Raw genomic sequence first — 15,939 nt, 5'->3', positions numbered from 1 at the left:
TTTGGCAGTTTGCACATGGCTCACTTCAAAGCTTTCACTGTGAGTATTGCACGGGCATACGCAAAAATCCCAAATGCATGAAGCGGTGCAAGCACCAGTTTTTCAAAAGATGTACCAAGTAGCTGCAGCGGCAGGGATCCAAGCCACCAGATTGTGATAATAACGAGTCCTGCCATACCAAATTTGCGATTTTTTTGAGCTATAAGATACCAAGTGAGTAATCCAATGAGCGCAATCAAGAAAATGCTAGCTACAGACAAGCCTGCCTGCTCACTGAAGGACTCGCTCCGCCCGCCATTTACCCAAGCAATGGGAATGACTTTTGTAATTACAAATACCTGAGCCAATACTGCCATTGCATAAAACAGTGCCAGGAGCTGTTTTGTGATTCTTGTCATATAGAGCTAGTATACTCACTGCGAACGAGCGTAGCAAAGTTCAGCTAGCTTACGGGCAGTGTTTAGGTTACGAATGGTCATCTGTTGGTACAGTGGCGTACCTACTACCCTGAGCAGGCTGCTGCGATGTTGGTTTTTGCGCTCAACGGAGTACAACAGTGCGCCCTCTACATATACCGCCGTTTCTATGTCTGCATTGCAGCCGAGTTTCATGGTAATAGTCGCATCGTCCGCCGCTGGAAATAGGTAGGCTATGTCTGACTTCTGTGTGGTGTCGTTTTGCCACCCTTCCGGAATCGCTTCGGCAATGCGGCAAATGCGGTCGCCGTCGAGGATAAGGAGCGGTATTTCAAACCCAAAGGTTGACAATAACGTATTTTGCATAGCGCTCACATTTGGCTTCTTGAGCGATTCGAAAATGACATTGCCAGAGTTTATGTACGTCCTGACATCACTAAAGCCACACTGCTCAAACGCAGTCTTAAGCTCTGCCATCGGCACTTTGCGGTTGCCTCCTACATTAATCCCGCGCAGCAACGCAACGTATTTCATAATGGTATAGTATAAGAGTTATATCATTTCATTCAACCGTAATACGGAGAAAACTCTTTGTCATTTTTACCCCTACTTCTGGTCGCACTCGCCATATCGGCTTACTCAACCTACACCGGCGTCAAAGATTACGCCGAGCTCATACGCACAAAAGAAAGAAGCAGGTTATACCTGCGCTGGATTAGTCAGTCCTGGCTAATTTTTGCCCTTCCAGCAGCAACGCTTTTACTACTCGCTGGACACGTCCACTATCTGTTTGAGCCGATTGCCCGCAGCGACAGCTCTGCATTCATCAGTCTGAGCGGCAATAGCGAACACGACACCAGTGTCATCATTGGCGTCGTGATAGGGCTTCTCATTGCAGCCTTCATTGTTGGCTGGCGAGTCAAACGTAGTCTGAAAAAGCGCCGCGAGGCACCGCAAGAAGCACTTGTCCCTACTACAACCAAAGAGCGATGGCTGGCTGTCGGTATGTCGGTAACGGCCGGTATTACCGAAGAACTTTTCTTCCGCGCCATGCTGCCCGCGCTCCTTTTTCTTGTCACTGGCAACGCGGCCGTATCGATGGGTCTAGCGCTTCTTGTTTTTGGGATTGAGCATCTCTACGGTGGCTGGAAGGTTGTGCTTGCAACTACCGTCATTGGCTGGGTATTTCTCAAACTTTTCATGAGCAGCGGAACTATTTTTGTACCTATGGCTGTCCATGCACTGCTCGATATTAACGGCCTCATTGTCATGCCATACCTTGCGAAAAAAGGTATATTTGGCAAGCGCGCGTAAGACGCCTAAACCATGCGCTATACTGGGGGTATGAAAAAACGTTCACAACTCATCATCATACTTGCCTGCCTCATTGTCGTTGGCGCTGGCGTGACTTTCCTACTGCTTTCTAAACGAGGTAATGCCCCTACAAACACCGACACAAATGACATCTCAAAAGCCTTGCGCTGCGACCGCGCAACTGCAAACTACACCACAACCGACCCGCTTTGCACCAACACCGATTATGCCCGCCAGCTTTTCGAGCGGGGCATAACCTTTGGCGTGAATGTGCCGAGTGCTGGCACAAAACCCTCGCAAGTGACGCTGGTTGTTATAACAAATGGAGCAAAGGCGCAGCCGCTCGCCCGTACCCGCGTGAAGGTTTCAAGTGAAGTCAAAGTACAGTGCATCAAAGCACCATGTAACCCCGTCAGCGAAGTACTTACCGAAGCGACAACGGATGAGCTGGGCGTCATCAGCCTGCCAGCCCTACCTTCCAGCACCGAACCACTCATGACGCTCATCGTCGAAGCCGATGGCCACCCGGCCAAACGCGAAAGCATCATGCGCGCCGATTTGGGACAGTATTTAGTCAGGGTTGACTAGAAACCGAACTGCCTGACTCTTCGCAAAACTCAACGACTCCGAAGCAAAAAAGATATCAAGCCGCGCCTCAAATAAATCTCAAGCTAATCAGTCCTCGACATCTTCGCCTACTTCGGCTTCTATAGCTTTAATACTCGTAAGTGCTCCGCCCGTTATCCCCTGCAGGTCACCATACATACCTAATGTGTTATCTATTACAGCACGGATTGACTTTTCTTGTCGACTCCAGCGCAATGCTGCTGTACGTTTTTCTTTTTCAATTTCTGCCTGCATAAGTCCGTAGTTCTCAACGATGGCTTCTACACGATGCCGAAACTCTGGACCAACCAAAAACTGATACAAACCCTCTAATTTTTCATCCTTGTTCTCGTTATTGTGATTAGCGATATCAACTTGCAGTATTGCGTTACGAAGCGCAGCAGCAAGCACAGGTGCAAGAACTGGTTTGCACACCCAAACACCATCAAGCTGGCACATATCGCCATATTCTTGCGGTAATTCTTGACTAACGATGATACCTACATTTGCGCCAGCCTCTCGAATATCAACTTTGAACTTCGCAACCCATGCAGGTTGCCACTTGCCATTCTTTGTTTCGTACAATATAGCACCACAGGGTTTAAACGATTTATTTTTTACTGTTTGTCGTACGTCAGCACCGCGTTGCCCCTTTTTCACCTCTGTAATGTCATCAAATGGGAATTCTTCGCGTAGACGCTGTTCGAGATCCAGCTCTAGCACTTCACCTTGATTTTGTTGTGAACCTTGACTCGCTTTGCGTTGAGCAGCCTCTAAAGCCGCTTGTGTATCGGTAAGCTTCTTTTCCATCTCAAGCATTTTCAGACGATGTGATTCATCGGAAGTCTTCAAAGCATCTTGACGAATTTTATCCTCTGACTCGCTGAGTTTCTTCTGAGCCTCCAGCTCGGCGTTCTCACGGGCTTTCTTCTCACCACGTAAATCCTCGCGTAACTCTTTCACAAGTTCACGTAATTCCATTGCTGATTCTTTATCAGATTTCGCATCTTCACGGAGCTGCTCAATAAGTAATTCTTGCTCTTGCGCTTTCTTCTTAGCTTCGCCTTCCAGCTGCACTTTCATTTTTTCACGCTCAAGTTCAAGTGATTGGCGCGACTTTTCCTCTAACAGTTCCTGCTGTGCCTTAATTTTTTCGTTCGCTGTAGCCTCAAACGCCTTACGCTCCTCGACACGCCTCTGCTCGTCTTCGGACTTCAACTTCTCAATCTCAGCCAGATGCTTCTGATGCTCCGACGCAATCACCCGTGCCTCAATCTGCCCACTTAGCACTTCATCAATGTCTATTGAACTTCCACATTTCGGACAGTTAATGCTATTCATCCAATTGCCTCATTTCATCATAATGATACTTATCAATATCCTTAAATCTACCCATAAGAAATTTGGCACTATTGTGTATGTCGCTTGCAGATTTAGCACGTGGGGTACCATGCGACAAGACATTACAAACAGTTAACAGAGTTCTAATTTTAGTTTCATTTTTAGTACTTATTTTTGCAACCTCTTGACGCATTAGCGCCCGGGCTATCTTGTTGTAGTTTGCTTGAGTTGCAAATTCAATACCGTGATTAAAACGCATGTACTCCTCAAGGACACGCCTCATGGTATTTGGCGTATGAAGTATTTCATCCAAATCTAGGTCCCCAAAGCTCTTCTCTGAGAAATCAAAAACTTTTTTGAATAATTTTCTATACGGATTTATGATGCTCTTAGCTGCATACACGATACTTTTACCGTTTACTTTACGAATCTCATACTTCCTAATATGCTGGTCTTCATTCTTACCATAACAAAGGTCATAGAAGTCGTGCCATGCATGGGTGAACACGAATGACTGAAAGCTCTTATCGTCAATCACTTTTTTGACAAGCTCAAGTATGTAAAACCTATTCTCATCATCAAGGCTTGAAATAGGGTCATCAATAATAACAACATTAATGCCATCTCTTAATGTTTTTCCATCATCGCCCAACATCTCGTAGTAGAAGTAGATGAGTGCAAGAAAATTACGTTCCCCCTCACTAATGTCTTTGATGTGTAGTTTTTCCTCAGTTGCAATGTTTTCGATGAAATAGGATTTATCGGTAGTATCAAGTCGAAGTTTAAATCCTATATTGATATCGGCTAAAATCTCGTTTAGATACTTAGCGAAATCGGAGAGATCAGATTTGCTGTCTTTCAGGTCATTGATTACGGTCATCCTTTTACGATAGTCTTTTCTAAGGTAAGAAAGCTTTTTTAGGTTGTTGTTATATGTTGTAATATTATTATTTATGACTTCGTTGTTTTTTATCTCATAGCCGATACCACCCTTAACGAGCACCTCAAGCCGATTGATACGCTTCTCGTAACCGGTCTTGAGCTCGGCCTTGACGCGCCTGAGGTCATCTATATTGCTATCAATTAATTTTAGGGTATTTTTTAGGTCGCCGGAGATATCTTCTTTTTGACCAGCCATGTTATTGAGTTTTTCTGATAAGGCCGTCGTATACTTTTCAGTATATTCAAGCTGGATCTCTAAGTCATTAAAGAACAACTCTGCATCAGTATGATTGTCAAATGCAATTAGTATGCCCAGTTTGCTGGTAACAAGGCCTCTCACCTTTGTCGCAATGCTGGCGATGCTACTAATAATATCCTCAATTTTCTTGCTATCAATACTTTGTGCATTCTGTGTGTACTTTGCTACTCTGTCTTCAATTTCGATAATATCAACTTTGCTTAGGCAAAACTCGCATGCCTGCTTGCCATGATGAAGTCCAACCCCTATTTCAAGCCATTTCACAACCTCTGGAACTGGGATAGTAGATGTATCATACGTTTTATTGAGAATCCTTCCGATTTCTCGGTAATCTTCATCTGTTGGCAAGACAATGGATGGTAAATTAACGTTAGTGATTGCATCTAGGTTTTTACTGAGATTATCCTCGCCTGAAATGATTCCGTAATCCTCTTTCGGGAAAAGCTTTAGCGCTTCAATATATTCATCTACCCAAAGACCAACAACTTTTTCGTGCACTCCATCTTTATGGGATTTTGTTTTTATCTTTGATTTTCCTTTACGTCGGGTGAAAATATCGTGAATAGTATCCTCGGTAGTTTTTATAAGGGTTTTATTCTCATTCTCAAGCGCCTCAGCCTCGCTCAATATCTCTGCTCGTTCCTTTTCAAGCATCGAGAGTTGCTCTTCTATGCTGGCGTTATCCCCAAAGTTCAATTTAACTCCACGAATGTTACCCGAACCTTCACTAGCTCGTAATTTTGCCTCGACATAGTCATTGTTATATATTCTTAAACCATCTTCAGAATTAGACTTAAGATATTCATCACGAATTCCCAGCGCTAATGCACTCTTACCCTGACCGTTTTGCGCAAAGAATATGTTGGCACGATCAAAAAGGTCATCTGGCCCAGTATATTTAACATAGGACTTAAGAGTATACTTAACGACCTTACTTACCCTATCTGTTCTCATTTCACCTTATTATAACCCTATGGTCATGTTTTTTACTTAACAACCCTACCCGGCTAATGGACAAATTTTCCGGAGAGGGCAAAAAGACATTTTTGGCGCTGCGGGTAATGGCGGCGGAGAATTTGAGGCGAGAGAAATAGCAGGTTATTTCTTTTTGGAGGCTGGGCGGATTACCTCTACGCCCTTACCACCTATAACCTTCACTGGTCTTTCCAGTTCCACCATTTTAGTTTCTCTGCATCACGGCCGCCGGAAGCGTAATACACGGCACAACGGAAAGTGTAAAGCACACAGCGGTCTATATGCACACCGGCGTTGGCTTGCAAGCGTTCATACATTTGCTCGGGGTTTTCACCTCGGAGACCATCAATCGCCGTATAACCCAACGACTCTAGGTCGCGAGCCAGCGATGGGCCAACCCCTGGTATTTCTACAAAAACAGACTGGGTCACCGCTAAGCTTCCTTCATAATCTCACCCATGGGGCGGCGGGTTTTGGGCTTGGGCGGGTCTATGCGGTAGCCGAGAGCTAGCATGACAACAGGCAGGTCTTGGCGGGGGTCGATTAGTTTTTTTGCAGCAAGTAAGGTTGTTACTTTTTGAACATTGAAGCCTTCGATTGCGCATGAATCAATCCCGCGCATTGCTGCTACGGTCATCATATTTGCCATGGCAATGTAGGCCTGACGCGCCGCCCACTCGTGCAGTAGTTCCGGCGCATTGAGTCTGGCGTAGTCATCCGTAAGCCATTTTTTATAAAATGCCACGTACTCATCCGCTTCTACCTTGCTCATGCCCCGTACTGACTGCAACGCCTTTTTTGCGTATGGAGCACCCGGTGCCATTGCCCCAGATGTCTTGGCGGTAAATATGATGAAGTGGCTGGCGGTCGGTAGCTGGCCCTGCGCCCCCCAGCACAGTGGCGTAAGCCCCTTGCGCAACGCACCGTTTGCAATGATGATATTCCATGGTTCTAGCCCAAATGAGCTCGGCGATAACCGGGCTACTTCAAGCAGTAGCTCAAAGTCTTCGTTAGATACAGTTTTTGTAGAGTCAAACCGCTTGGCGGCATGCCGAAAGTTAAAGCCAGCCAAAATCTGTTCGCGCGGTACCAAATGGGGTGCGTTGTCCATTCCACTCATTCTATATCCCCGGAGGTATACTGTAAATCACTACCCAAGTCTAGTAACTAGCTGCTGCTACCGTTGTCTGTCTTTCATGCGGTAAACAAACTGTAACCCAGACCAGAATGAGTCAATGGCAGCGACTTATACATCAACAAGACCGGTTGTTAGCATATATTCGCGGACGGTATTGCCGGTCAGGTCAGTTGCAACCTCGGCGGACTGCTTAGGCCATGACACCCACAATTTGCCCGTCTTGGCCAGGAGCGGTAATGCTTGGCCATATACGAAACACTCCTCGTGGTTCTATGTACCAGAATCTTACAAATTATATGCCTCTGTTACTAGCTAGGCTGTCTGAGGGATGTGTTCAGTATAGTGGGAGCCTGACACGAGTAAAACATCTGCGAGAATTCTTACTTAGGCCCCTTGCATAAATAACCTTCTCACAAGAACCAGCTCCATTTCAGTCAAATCATGAGTGCGCCAGGAGTGACCGACAGAGCCGTAACCGTAGTTACGGCGACCGAGAGAGCGAGGACGTAAGCCATGAGATGGCTGGAAGGGAGTCTGGTGGATGGGATGGTTGATTATGCAAGGGGCCTTACTATTTCTCAGCAAATACGCTAGCATGGTATTTAGTAAGTAAGAGGAGGAACTATGAAACCAAAGATATTACTTTCCATTATTGCCATGGTGGTTGTCGTGGGCGGAGCGGGCTTTATCCTCATGGATAAAGATACCGCCAAGACAGACAGCTCAAACAAAAGTTCAGCAAGTCAGCAAAAGAATACCACCACTTCAGACTCACCAAAGATTCCGTTTAAAGCTGTTGGAGAGCTGGCCGATTGCTCGACGTACACATTTGCAGAGCTGGCGCCAGTGTGGGGTGTTACTTTTACTGACGACGATAATAGCACCGCAAAAGTCAGCGAGATAACCGGACCAAACACAAAACAATTTGAGTGCGATTACAACGAAACAGACAGTGGTAAGGGCGTGACGTTCGTTATTTCCTACCGGCAGTACGCCGATGAGGCTGCCGCCAAAACTGAAATGAATAGCGTACGCAGCACCGAAAAATACGGCGACACCGTTTATTACCTGAAGGAAGATAAGTCTGGTGTGGGCGATGAAGCCTTTTTCTGGTCACGAAACCGCACGGACGGTAGCAAAGAAGCGAACCAGCAACTTTATGTTCGTAATAGCAATGTCGTATTCCTGCTGTCTGGCGTCAACCTAGACGGAGTAGACGCAAGCTACAAAGATAAACTAGCCGCTTCGTACAAACTGCACTTCGAATAAAAACTAATCTTTTCTAACGCTTTAGCAAATTGCGCTGCGTCAGTTCGTTGCCTACATTTGCCCGTATGCGGTCACGCAGCTGAACCAGTTCGGGGTAGTCGTAGAGTGAGAGTATTTTCTGGCTTTTTTCGCTTGTGTCAGCTGGTTTCGCACGTAGTACAAAGTACGCCCACGTTTCCGCCAAGTCTTCAATGGGGTTTGTGGCGGCATATTCGGTAACGAAAGCATCTTCTTTGCCTTGGTAAAATGTCGTAACTTCGTCTTGGTCGTCACCGTAATTACCTGGGACGCTGGAGCCATATTTGGCCCAGAAACGAGACTCAAAATTTGCTAAGTATGACCCCGCTTTTGTGCAACCTTCGGGTATTTCCAACCTAGGACAGCTCCCGCTCACTCGTTCTACCTGAGTCGTGTTAAGGGTGACAATGTGACCAAACTCGTGCACCATGGTATGTATAAGGTCTTTGCGGTCATCCATAAAGGCGGCATTGACATTCATGTGCCATTTGGCCGGGTTATCTTGACTCTGCCACACAGAAGCTGCGCTGTCGTTATTTGCATCAGAGAACACCTCAAACGTCAGCAACCTTTCGCTAATGGTTTGCTTGCTCGCTACCCGGGTGAATAACTGCCATAGTTCAGCATCACGGCTACGTGGTTGCGGCGAAAGCTCCTGCGATGTAGTGACCGTATATACTTTGCCCCGCGTGTCCGAGCCGGTTTCCTCGAGGGTGTACTGTTTTGTGGGCTGGTCGTTTGTATTTTGGGGTTGCTCGACAGCAGGCTGAGGCTTAGGTTTTGTCGGAGCCACTTTTGCTTGAGAGCCTTCAAAATAGCTATCAAGTTCGGCATTTATCTTCTGCTCAATCGTCGCGCATTCTTCATCTGTTTCACAGTCGTAATAGCAAGAGCCACCTTTTTCATCATATTGCTCATAACTGGTGCAGTCTTCTTGGCTCAAGCGATCTTGTGGAGAATTCCCGCCAAATAACCATAGCGTCCCTCCTGTCATGACCAAGAGAACTCCTGCTACAATCCACAGTTTTTTTGATTTTGACCGCATGCTACTCCTTTGCCATTACTATTTCTGGCGATTATACGGTATTGTCTTGACCTAAAGAAGCCTTTTTTAGAATTCTTTTGCGGTATTCACTCGCTACCATAAATGTTTTAGTATCTTGCACTCTGTCTACAAATAGAACACCTTGTAGGTGTTCGGTTTCGTGCTGAAAAACGTGCGCCACTAAGCCCGAGAGTTCTTCGTCATGTGCCCTTCCGCCTTCATCGAGCCACTGCGCCTGGATGCGCTTGTACTGCAGTGTTTGACCAAATAAAACGGTACTACCACTTCCAGCGCTAAGACATCCCTCCCATGTGCGCACCCTCCGTCCTACACCAGTAAACCGCGGATTGATTACGACGCTCCGGTACGGTTCAGCCTTCGGACGATGTTTCGTTGGCCGAATGTCTATAACGGCAAGAGCCAGCGGCACACCAACCTGAGGCGCGGCAAGTCCCATACCGCCTTTTACCTCATTTGTCTTGAGCATATCTGTTATAAGCTGCTGAATTTCACCTGATTTGATTTCTGCGACCGTTAGTTCACGCGCAACTTGCCGGAGCAACGGGTCTCCGAGCCGTGTCAGGCGCAACCCTTTCATGGTATGACCGTTTCGCCATGAGCCGGCTTTTTTAGTGAGTACTGCCCGCATGGATATTGCTGAAAGCTGCTTACGTTGCTTACCAAAAATTCGTATAAATCGATGACGTCGTACAAACATATGCCTTGCTCCGCAAGACTGCGTAGCTCGGCTAGGGTACACCAGCGAACATCTGTCGATTCTCCGCTCGCGACGATGCCGCTCGGCCTGTCGGCCGCGACAAAGCCGTAACACCAGTCGGAATGAAAGTGGCCGTTGCCAACATTGTGCGTGTTTGAAGAAAAGGGTGCAGGATGCACCACAGCAGTCTCCAAATGAGGCGGCTGCAGAACCTGTAATACACTTAGCTCAGATACTTGGTAGCCACTTTCGTCACGAATTTCATGCATAAGTGTTTGCCATGGTGTTTCGTCTAGTTCGACGTGGCCACCCACCTGCATAAGCTTGCCTGCCTTACGGTGCATATGTACCAAGCATTTCCAGTCATCGCCGTCGCGCCGGATTATGTACGCGCTCACCGTCATATCGTGCTGCCCTGGCTGGGTATGTATGTGCGGCATTATTCCCTACCCCTCCACGTTATGAAGTAAATACATACGAGAACAATCACCGAACCAACAAATTTTTCCAAACTGTAGTGTTCGTTCAGCAGAAAAACACCAGCAAGTGATGCTGGTACTATCTGCGCATTTACAAGTACAATCGCGTGGTTCGCATTCACTAAGTGAACAGTGGCTGCGAAGCTTCTCATTGTCAGCCAGAAACATAGCGAAGATACGACTGTCCACAGCCCAACTAATGAGAAGATGTTTATTGAATGAAAGAACAATACATACACCAAGCCCGCAATCACCGCTACAAGAAAAACCCGTAAATCTGGGATGATAGCGGAATCATGTCTTTGCATTAAGCTTCTTGATAATACGTTTCCTAGCCCGAAAAATATAATACCAATTAGGATAATCAGGTCGCCCCTAAGAAAGCTTATGGCTTGTACGCCCACGATGGCAACATAAAGTCCCACAAACATACCAACTACCCACCATTTTTGACGTGTGGTTATACTTTCTTTAAGGAATAAAGTAGAAAACACCATTGTGGCAACAATACTACCCGTCACAAGCAACGACGCGTGTATAGACGTGGTATAGCGCTGACCCATCAAAAGTAATAACATACCCGCTAGACCATAGATACAAAGTAGTAATATTCTGTAACGGTCCTGCCAAATGCTTCTCATTTTTCTTTTATTGTATTTTTGCATTAGTGACAGGCCGGCAAATATACCAGCGAGAGCATTGAAAAGAAATGCAAATGCGAGGGAATCTACTGTAAACTCTGTGTAAATATATCTGTTAATCACAAGGTAGCTCGCAAAGAAAAACGCCGACAGAAGCCCCGTCGTAACCCCTTTTGTATTGTTAGACAGCCCTAGCCATCTTTGTTTCATTGTATTCTTTCAAGTTTAGCAAACCCCAATCACGCATTAGCCACCAATAGATAAAGCACGCTACAATTTCTCTTGTAAATCTTTCAAAACAAACAGGAGGAAAATATGCGTGCTTTACAGAGGAATAATATCGTAGATGTGTTTGTTTGGGTAGACGACATAGTCGTCCAACCAAACAAACGAGGTCAGCATCCGGCCCTTAAAGACAGTGAACTCCTCACTATCCTCATATGGGATGGCCTCACCGAACCCCACAAAAACCTTTCGAGTTTGTACGGCTGGGCTTGCAGAGAGTACTCGGATTGTTTTCCTCATATGCCCAAGTACCAAAACTTTGTGGCTCACGTGCATCGATTACTGCCACAGATGGTTTGGTTGCTACAGACGCTTCTAGCAAGCGGAGCACCGCTCCGCTTTGTCGACAGCACAATGCTCCCCGTCTGTAAGCCCATACGTGCTAACAGACACAAAGTAGCCAAGGGTGTAGCCGACTTTGGCAAGAACTGGCAAGGGTGGCACTACGGGTTCAAGCTCCATGCGGCCATAGATTACAACAACAGGTTAGCAGCTGTTGTATTTACTCCTGCTAATGAACACGACAATCAGCACATCGAACAACTCGTGAATGACCACACGAAGATACTTGTCGGCGATAGTCACTACGGTGGCAGCGTCATGCGCAAGCGACTCTGGAAGAAACATAAAACTATAGTGATCGCACCACCGCATCATACTCAAAGAAAGAAATTAGCCGCAGACTGGCAAATGCTTTTGCTCCACATGAGACCAAAGATAGAAGCTACCTTCGGTAAGCTTAAGGAACACCACTTCCTGGTCACTTCGTTCCCAAGAAGTGTTAAAGGTTACTTTACACACTATGTGCGGGTACTACTTGGTTACCAGATGGCTAATGCGTGATTGGGGTTAGCAAAACCTTTTTTATGGCAACAACTTCTGGGTCCGCTTCACCTTGCAACATAGCACGAGTTCTTGCTTTTAGCATGTTACGCTCCGCAGCAGTTTTTGTACTTCATAGGTAGGCCGTTGGGGCGAAGTTTGCCGCAGGGGCACGGGTCGTTGCGGCCAATTTTCTCACCACCACTATACCCTGTCAGGACCGTTTCATTCCCATCGCCGCCGGAAAGATCTATGTCGAGCGTTTCGAACCAGCGAATATAGTCTAGGATGGGGTTGTCTTGGCCAGCCTCTTTTGCCACCAGTTTCTCATCGATTTTTTGGAGCGCATCGGCAGTTTTGTTGTGTTCCAGTCGTGTGTCGGACTGAAGGGCGGTAAGCTTTTTGGTCAGTTTTGCTGCGTCGCCCATACGTCCCAGCGCCGTATAGCAGTCGTACAGCGATGCGCCGATATACTCGTAGCTTTCTGCCAATGTTTCATAACTGTACGGTGGGTCTTGCCAGAGTTTTTTGCTGCGGCACCGGTCGAGCGCAGCTATGGCGTGCTCAAATGCCAAGACAGCTCTTGTGTACTGTTTCTGCACCTCAAGCTGGTCTCCCAGGATTTGGAAGCTAGCAGAATCGTTCGGCAGCAGTTTTGCCAGGTCTGAAAACTGTTTTTTCACTGCTTTTTCATCTGTTTTTGACATGTTTTCCAAGAGGCTCGGCACGGTAAAAATGGGATCGCCAGTGCGTTTTTGAGCCAACGCGCAGAGCGCCGCAGCAGCGTGCGAGAGTGCCGGCTGCTTCGGCTTTGCCCGGGCAATTTGCAACGAAGCGAACACAATATTCTGCCTATGATCGGCATATTCTCTAGAGTCTGTCATCCACTTGTGTACAACTGAGTCGGAAGCGGTGTCAAGCGCATGGTGAAAGCGGTTCAGGCTGTCAAGCATAGCCGCATAGTCTTTACTGTCTTGGCCATCTGCATCAAACATGCTGTCGTCATACGCTTCCATAAGCCTATGGAGCGTATCGACCCATACGACGTTTGGCGCCCACCGTTCCTGGACCTCACATACTAACGTATACACGGCATCGACATCTTTCGCGTTGTTACTGGTTAGTTCTTCCGCAACATCATAGGCTTCATCATATTGGCTAGCCAATTGCGCGAACGCCTCTCGGTCGGTGTCAGCTCCGCGCTCAGCAAATGCCTGTAGTAGCTTTTTATCTGTATAGGTTTTGATGATTTCCGGCGAAGGGCCGAGCCGTTCTTGCGCCTGCTTCAATTTTTCCAGCAGGCCCTCTGGGCCATCCTCGCCCTGTTCTTTTAGACCAGCGAAGGCATAATGACCATTTTCGAGTAACTCTTGCTGGTGCCACGCGAAGTCGTAGTCCGGACACAAAGCCTGGGCGGTTTCAAGCAAATGCTCGCCGAACAGCAAATGTCCCTGCCCCAGCTCCGCCACCGCCGCATTCGTAATAAGCCGGTAGAGGCTGGGCGTGACCATGCGCTCTTTCAGCATATATGCAAACATATCTTCGTACACCTTAGATGCTGCTGGCGAATCTTGTACAATAAGGAATTCGTGCGCCGTATTGGCTTTTTCAACCCAGCCGTTGGGGTCAAATTCATTGACCACCACATCGGGAACATGGGGCTTTTTCAGCTTTCGTTTCGAGACATGGGCATTCCAGTAGTCCATTGCCACTCCCATAAGTTTTTCAAGCTGTTCGTTATCGCCAGCCAGACCGAGAAGCACGCGCACACCGGCAGGAGGAAATGGCGGCATATCTTTAGCGGCAAATTCTTCATCCAGCAGCTGCATAATTATAGTCGGCGCAATGTACCGATCAACTCCGGTTTCGGCCATTGCCTGTTGTAGCCCGGCTGCTGCTTCTTTTTTGGGCAGCTGAGGCCTAGGCTTGTTCAGGTCTGGTTTGTACGAATCATCTAGCCCCAAGTCGCGCCGTAGCAGAGCATAGCCGGTTGTGTGCTGCATGGTAACGCGCTCCGGCAGTTTTTCGACCGCATTTTTCAACATGGTTTCATCTCCCATGGTGAACGGGAACATAGACCCGTCCGGCATACTGATTTCCCAGTGGTCACCCTGCTGGCACAGCCGTGCGATGATAAACTGGCCGGAATGCACCTGTGAAGCCAAAGAATATTCCCGCACATGGTAGCGCGTGCCGCTTCGCAAGTCTTCCAGCTCAATATTACCTGGCCGCACCTCACCGAGTCTGAACGCACTCATGAAGCCCGTGCGAATCATTTGGTCTAGCTGCAGAGCTTGCTCTTTTGAAAGTGCTGGCTCTGAGGCTTGGAAATGTTCCAGCATGGTTTTGCCCTCATGCACGTAGTCTTGCCAAAGCCAGGCCGTAAATAAATCGCTGCCATGCACAACATCATCTACATCATCAAAGTGCGGGTTACTCGTCTTGTACGGCGTTTGCAAAAACTCGCCGCCCAAATCGTGTACCTGCTCTTCGCCCAGCGTGTCCCACACAAATTCATGCAGTTTTGGTCCGATACTTTTCAGTACACTCATCGTCTTCCTTTCTTACGCTGGCCGCGCAATGTTATAGTGCGTCGCCGAGTACTCGTACTGCTCTACAAAAAGTTCCCGGAACGGCACCACGCTATTTTGTTCGTAAAAAATAAGCAGCGCTTCTTTATACGCTGTTTCGTCAATACTTCGGTATGATATAGGCGCAAGGCCATTGGCAAGCAGCAGTGCATTCGCCGTCATACGCGCCGTGCGCTTATTGCCATCGGCAAATGGCTGGATGTAGCTCATGCCTACCGTCAAGAGCAGCGCCTTTTCATACGCATTTGCCGCCTGTTGAATATAGCACAAAAGCTGTTCTAGTGCCTCGCGTATCTGGAAACCATTACCAAGCGGCTCGTAGTCAGTGCCAGTTATCCCCACGGTCGTCGAACGCAAGTTTCGAGCCACTCCAAGTTGGTCAATTATGGACTCATGGAGTTTTTCTATATATAAAACACTCGGCCGCTCCCACATATCCTGAGTTTCCCACACAAAATCAAACGCTGCTTTTTGGTTAAGGAGCATTTGCGTCTCAAACGGTGTGTTTTTTGGCGAGACGATGCCATACGTTAGCAGCTTTTCGGTATCGAGCAGCGTGTACGTATTACCCTCTATCCGAGCCGACTTCCACGACATTTCCACCATAAAACGTTGCAACTCCTTCGTATGTACCGCTTCATTTTGGCGAGCTTTTTCTTGGTACGTTTTGGTTGCCGCGTCGAGCCGCTGCATGGCTACGTCGTTCATAACTGGCTCGTAGCTGCCTTGGAACAATGCATGGTTAAACTGCGTTGAAGCCATTCTATTTTCCTGTGGTTCCTGCAAATATACCGCCGTATCATATGGCCGCAACAATACGCCGCGCCGACTAATACGATAACGCACAGACCGACCGGCACCCTCACGTTCGAGAAACCCTTGCGCATGCAACTCACTCAATGCCCGCTTCACGGTCACAAGCGAGGCGCCACCAGATAATTCCTGGTGTACATCTGAGGAAGCAAGCGTTTTACTCCCCCGAAACAATTGCAGTATAGTTATATTCGTATCATTCATATGCTCTAATCGTATCATAGTGATACGATTACGCACAAGGCACAATACGTTTGCGCTGGTTTG

At 47.4% G+C, this 15,939-nt stretch carries 16 protein-coding genes; 4 read left to right on the top strand and 12 right to left on the bottom strand.

Annotation, left to right across the window (positions count from 1 at the left end):
- Positions 1–20: 20 nt before the first annotated feature.
- Together IPP75_05815 and IPP75_05810 are read right to left on the bottom strand one after the other, a co-directional pair.
- On the bottom strand, positions 21–398 hold the full coding sequence (locus IPP75_05815) for a hypothetical protein (protein QQS69398.1): 378 nt from the start codon (positions 396–398) through the stop codon (positions 21–23).
- Between the two features lie 15 nt (positions 399–413).
- Positions 414–950: a DUF1697 domain-containing protein gene (locus IPP75_05810; GenBank protein ID QQS69397.1), complete on the bottom strand. Its 537-nt coding sequence runs from the start codon at positions 948–950 to the stop codon at positions 414–416.
- 57 nt (positions 951–1,007) lie between these two features.
- Here IPP75_05810 and IPP75_05805 point away from each other — a divergent pair, with 57 nt between their 5' ends.
- Positions 1,008–1,730: a CPBP family intramembrane metalloprotease gene (locus IPP75_05805; GenBank protein QQS69396.1), complete on the top strand. Its 723-nt coding sequence runs from the start codon at positions 1,008–1,010 to the stop codon at positions 1,728–1,730.
- A 30-nt stretch (positions 1,731–1,760) separates the two neighbouring features.
- Positions 1,761–2,318, top strand: a complete 558-nt coding sequence (locus tag IPP75_05800) for a hypothetical protein (protein QQS69395.1) — start codon at positions 1,761–1,763, stop codon at positions 2,316–2,318.
- A gap of 87 nt (positions 2,319–2,405) precedes the next feature.
- Here the strand turns inward: IPP75_05800 and IPP75_05795 are convergent, their stop codons facing one another.
- From IPP75_05795 to IPP75_05780, 4 genes are all read right to left on the bottom strand, one after another.
- Positions 2,406–3,677 carry a DUF2130 domain-containing protein gene (locus tag IPP75_05795; protein ID QQS69394.1) on the bottom strand — a complete coding sequence of 424 codons (1,272 nt, stop codon included), beginning with the start codon at positions 3,675–3,677 and terminating at the stop codon, positions 2,406–2,408.
- Positions 3,670–5,832 (bottom strand): AAA family ATPase, encoded by a 2,163-nt coding sequence (locus IPP75_05790; protein QQS69393.1) that lies wholly within the window; start codon positions 5,830–5,832, stop codon positions 3,670–3,672. The genes IPP75_05795 and IPP75_05790 overlap by 8 nt, the downstream gene beginning before the upstream one ends.
- A 200-nt stretch (positions 5,833–6,032) precedes the next feature.
- Positions 6,033–6,284: a helix-hairpin-helix domain-containing protein gene (locus tag IPP75_05785; GenBank protein QQS69392.1), complete on the bottom strand. Its 252-nt coding sequence runs from the start codon at positions 6,282–6,284 to the stop codon at positions 6,033–6,035.
- A gap of 2 nt (positions 6,285–6,286) precedes the next feature.
- Entirely contained in the window at positions 6,287–6,964 is a 678-nt protein-coding gene (locus IPP75_05780; protein ID QQS69391.1) for an NAD(P)H-dependent oxidoreductase, read from the bottom strand.
- A 651-nt stretch (positions 6,965–7,615) separates the two neighbouring features.
- On the opposite strand from IPP75_05780, the gene IPP75_05775 reads away from it, so the two are divergent.
- On the top strand, positions 7,616–8,260 hold the full coding sequence (locus IPP75_05775) for a hypothetical protein (GenBank protein QQS69390.1): 645 nt from the start codon (positions 7,616–7,618) through the stop codon (positions 8,258–8,260).
- A 13-nt stretch (positions 8,261–8,273) separates the two neighbouring features.
- On the opposite strand, the gene IPP75_05770 is transcribed toward IPP75_05775, so the two are convergent.
- The 4 genes from IPP75_05770 to IPP75_05755 are packed head-to-tail and all read right to left on the bottom strand — an operon-like array spanning position 8,274 to position 11,371.
- Complete coding sequence (locus IPP75_05770; GenBank protein QQS69389.1) at positions 8,274–9,323, bottom strand: hypothetical protein; 1,050 nt, start codon at positions 9,321–9,323, stop codon at positions 8,274–8,276.
- Positions 9,324–9,354: 31 nt separating this feature from the next.
- On the bottom strand, positions 9,355–9,921 hold the full coding sequence (locus IPP75_05765) for a peptide deformylase (GenBank protein ID QQS69388.1): 567 nt from the start codon (positions 9,919–9,921) through the stop codon (positions 9,355–9,357).
- The gene (locus tag IPP75_05760) at positions 9,918–10,481 is read right to left on the bottom strand and encodes an NUDIX domain-containing protein (protein QQS69387.1); all 564 of its coding nucleotides are present in this window, start codon (positions 10,479–10,481) and stop codon (positions 9,918–9,920) included. The genes IPP75_05765 and IPP75_05760 overlap by 4 nt, the downstream gene beginning before the upstream one ends.
- Complete coding sequence (locus IPP75_05755) at positions 10,481–11,371, bottom strand: DMT family transporter (GenBank protein ID QQS69386.1); 891 nt, start codon at positions 11,369–11,371, stop codon at positions 10,481–10,483. The genes IPP75_05760 and IPP75_05755 overlap by 1 nt, the downstream gene beginning before the upstream one ends.
- Positions 11,372–11,476: 105 nt before the next feature.
- Between IPP75_05755 and IPP75_05750 the strand changes: the two genes are divergently transcribed.
- Positions 11,477–12,289, top strand: coding sequence for an IS982 family transposase (locus IPP75_05750; protein QQS69385.1), 813 nt, complete (start codon positions 11,477–11,479; stop codon positions 12,287–12,289).
- Between the two features lie 86 nt (positions 12,290–12,375).
- Here the strand turns inward: IPP75_05750 and IPP75_05745 are convergent, their stop codons facing one another.
- Both IPP75_05745 and IPP75_05740 read right to left on the bottom strand, forming a co-directional pair.
- On the bottom strand, positions 12,376–14,820 hold the full coding sequence (locus IPP75_05745) for a hypothetical protein (protein QQS69384.1): 2,445 nt from the start codon (positions 14,818–14,820) through the stop codon (positions 12,376–12,378).
- Positions 14,821–14,832: 12 nt separating this feature from the next.
- On the bottom strand, positions 14,833–15,876 hold the full coding sequence (locus tag IPP75_05740) for a Fic family protein (GenBank protein ID QQS69383.1): 1,044 nt from the start codon (positions 15,874–15,876) through the stop codon (positions 14,833–14,835).
- Between the last annotated feature and the right edge of the window lie 63 nt (positions 15,877–15,939).

Source organism: Candidatus Saccharibacteria bacterium (assembly GCA_016700375.1).
In the GTDB taxonomy this organism is placed as follows: Bacteria; Patescibacteriota; Saccharimonadia; order Saccharimonadales; family UBA4665; genus JAGXIT01.
Note: the sequence above shows the minus strand (reverse complement) of the source record. Positions and strands in the feature narration are given on the sequence as shown.

Coding starts and splice junctions, on each gene's coding strand:
- IPP75_05815 (QQS69398.1), bottom strand. CDS start 398: ATGACAAGAATCACAAAACAGCTCCTGGCACTGTTTTATGCAATGGCA.
- IPP75_05810 (QQS69397.1), bottom strand. CDS start 950: ATGAAATACGTTGCGTTGCTGCGCGGGATTAATGTAGGAGGCAACCGC.
- IPP75_05800 (QQS69395.1), top strand. CDS start 1,761: ATGAAAAAACGTTCACAACTCATCATCATACTTGCCTGCCTCATTGTC.
- IPP75_05795 (QQS69394.1), bottom strand. CDS start 3,677: ATGAATAGCATTAACTGTCCGAAATGTGGAAGTTCAATAGACATTGAT.
- IPP75_05790 (QQS69393.1), bottom strand. CDS start 5,832: ATGAGAACAGATAGGGTAAGTAAGGTCGTTAAGTATACTCTTAAGTCC.
- IPP75_05780 (QQS69391.1), bottom strand. CDS start 6,964: ATGGACAACGCACCCCATTTGGTACCGCGCGAACAGATTTTGGCTGGC.
- IPP75_05775 (QQS69390.1), top strand. CDS start 7,616: ATGAAACCAAAGATATTACTTTCCATTATTGCCATGGTGGTTGTCGTG.
- IPP75_05770 (QQS69389.1), bottom strand. CDS start 9,323: ATGCGGTCAAAATCAAAAAAACTGTGGATTGTAGCAGGAGTTCTCTTG.
- IPP75_05765 (QQS69388.1), bottom strand. CDS start 9,921: ATGAAAGGGTTGCGCCTGACACGGCTCGGAGACCCGTTGCTCCGGCAA.
- IPP75_05760 (QQS69387.1), bottom strand. CDS start 10,481: ATGCCGCACATACATACCCAGCCAGGGCAGCACGATATGACGGTGAGC.
- IPP75_05755 (QQS69386.1), bottom strand. CDS start 11,371: ATGAAACAAAGATGGCTAGGGCTGTCTAACAATACAAAAGGGGTTACG.
- IPP75_05750 (QQS69385.1), top strand. CDS start 11,477: ATGCGTGCTTTACAGAGGAATAATATCGTAGATGTGTTTGTTTGGGTA.
- IPP75_05745 (QQS69384.1), bottom strand. CDS start 14,820: ATGAGTGTACTGAAAAGTATCGGACCAAAACTGCATGAATTTGTGTGG.
- IPP75_05740 (QQS69383.1), bottom strand. CDS start 15,876: ATGAATGATACGAATATAACTATACTGCAATTGTTTCGGGGGAGTAAA.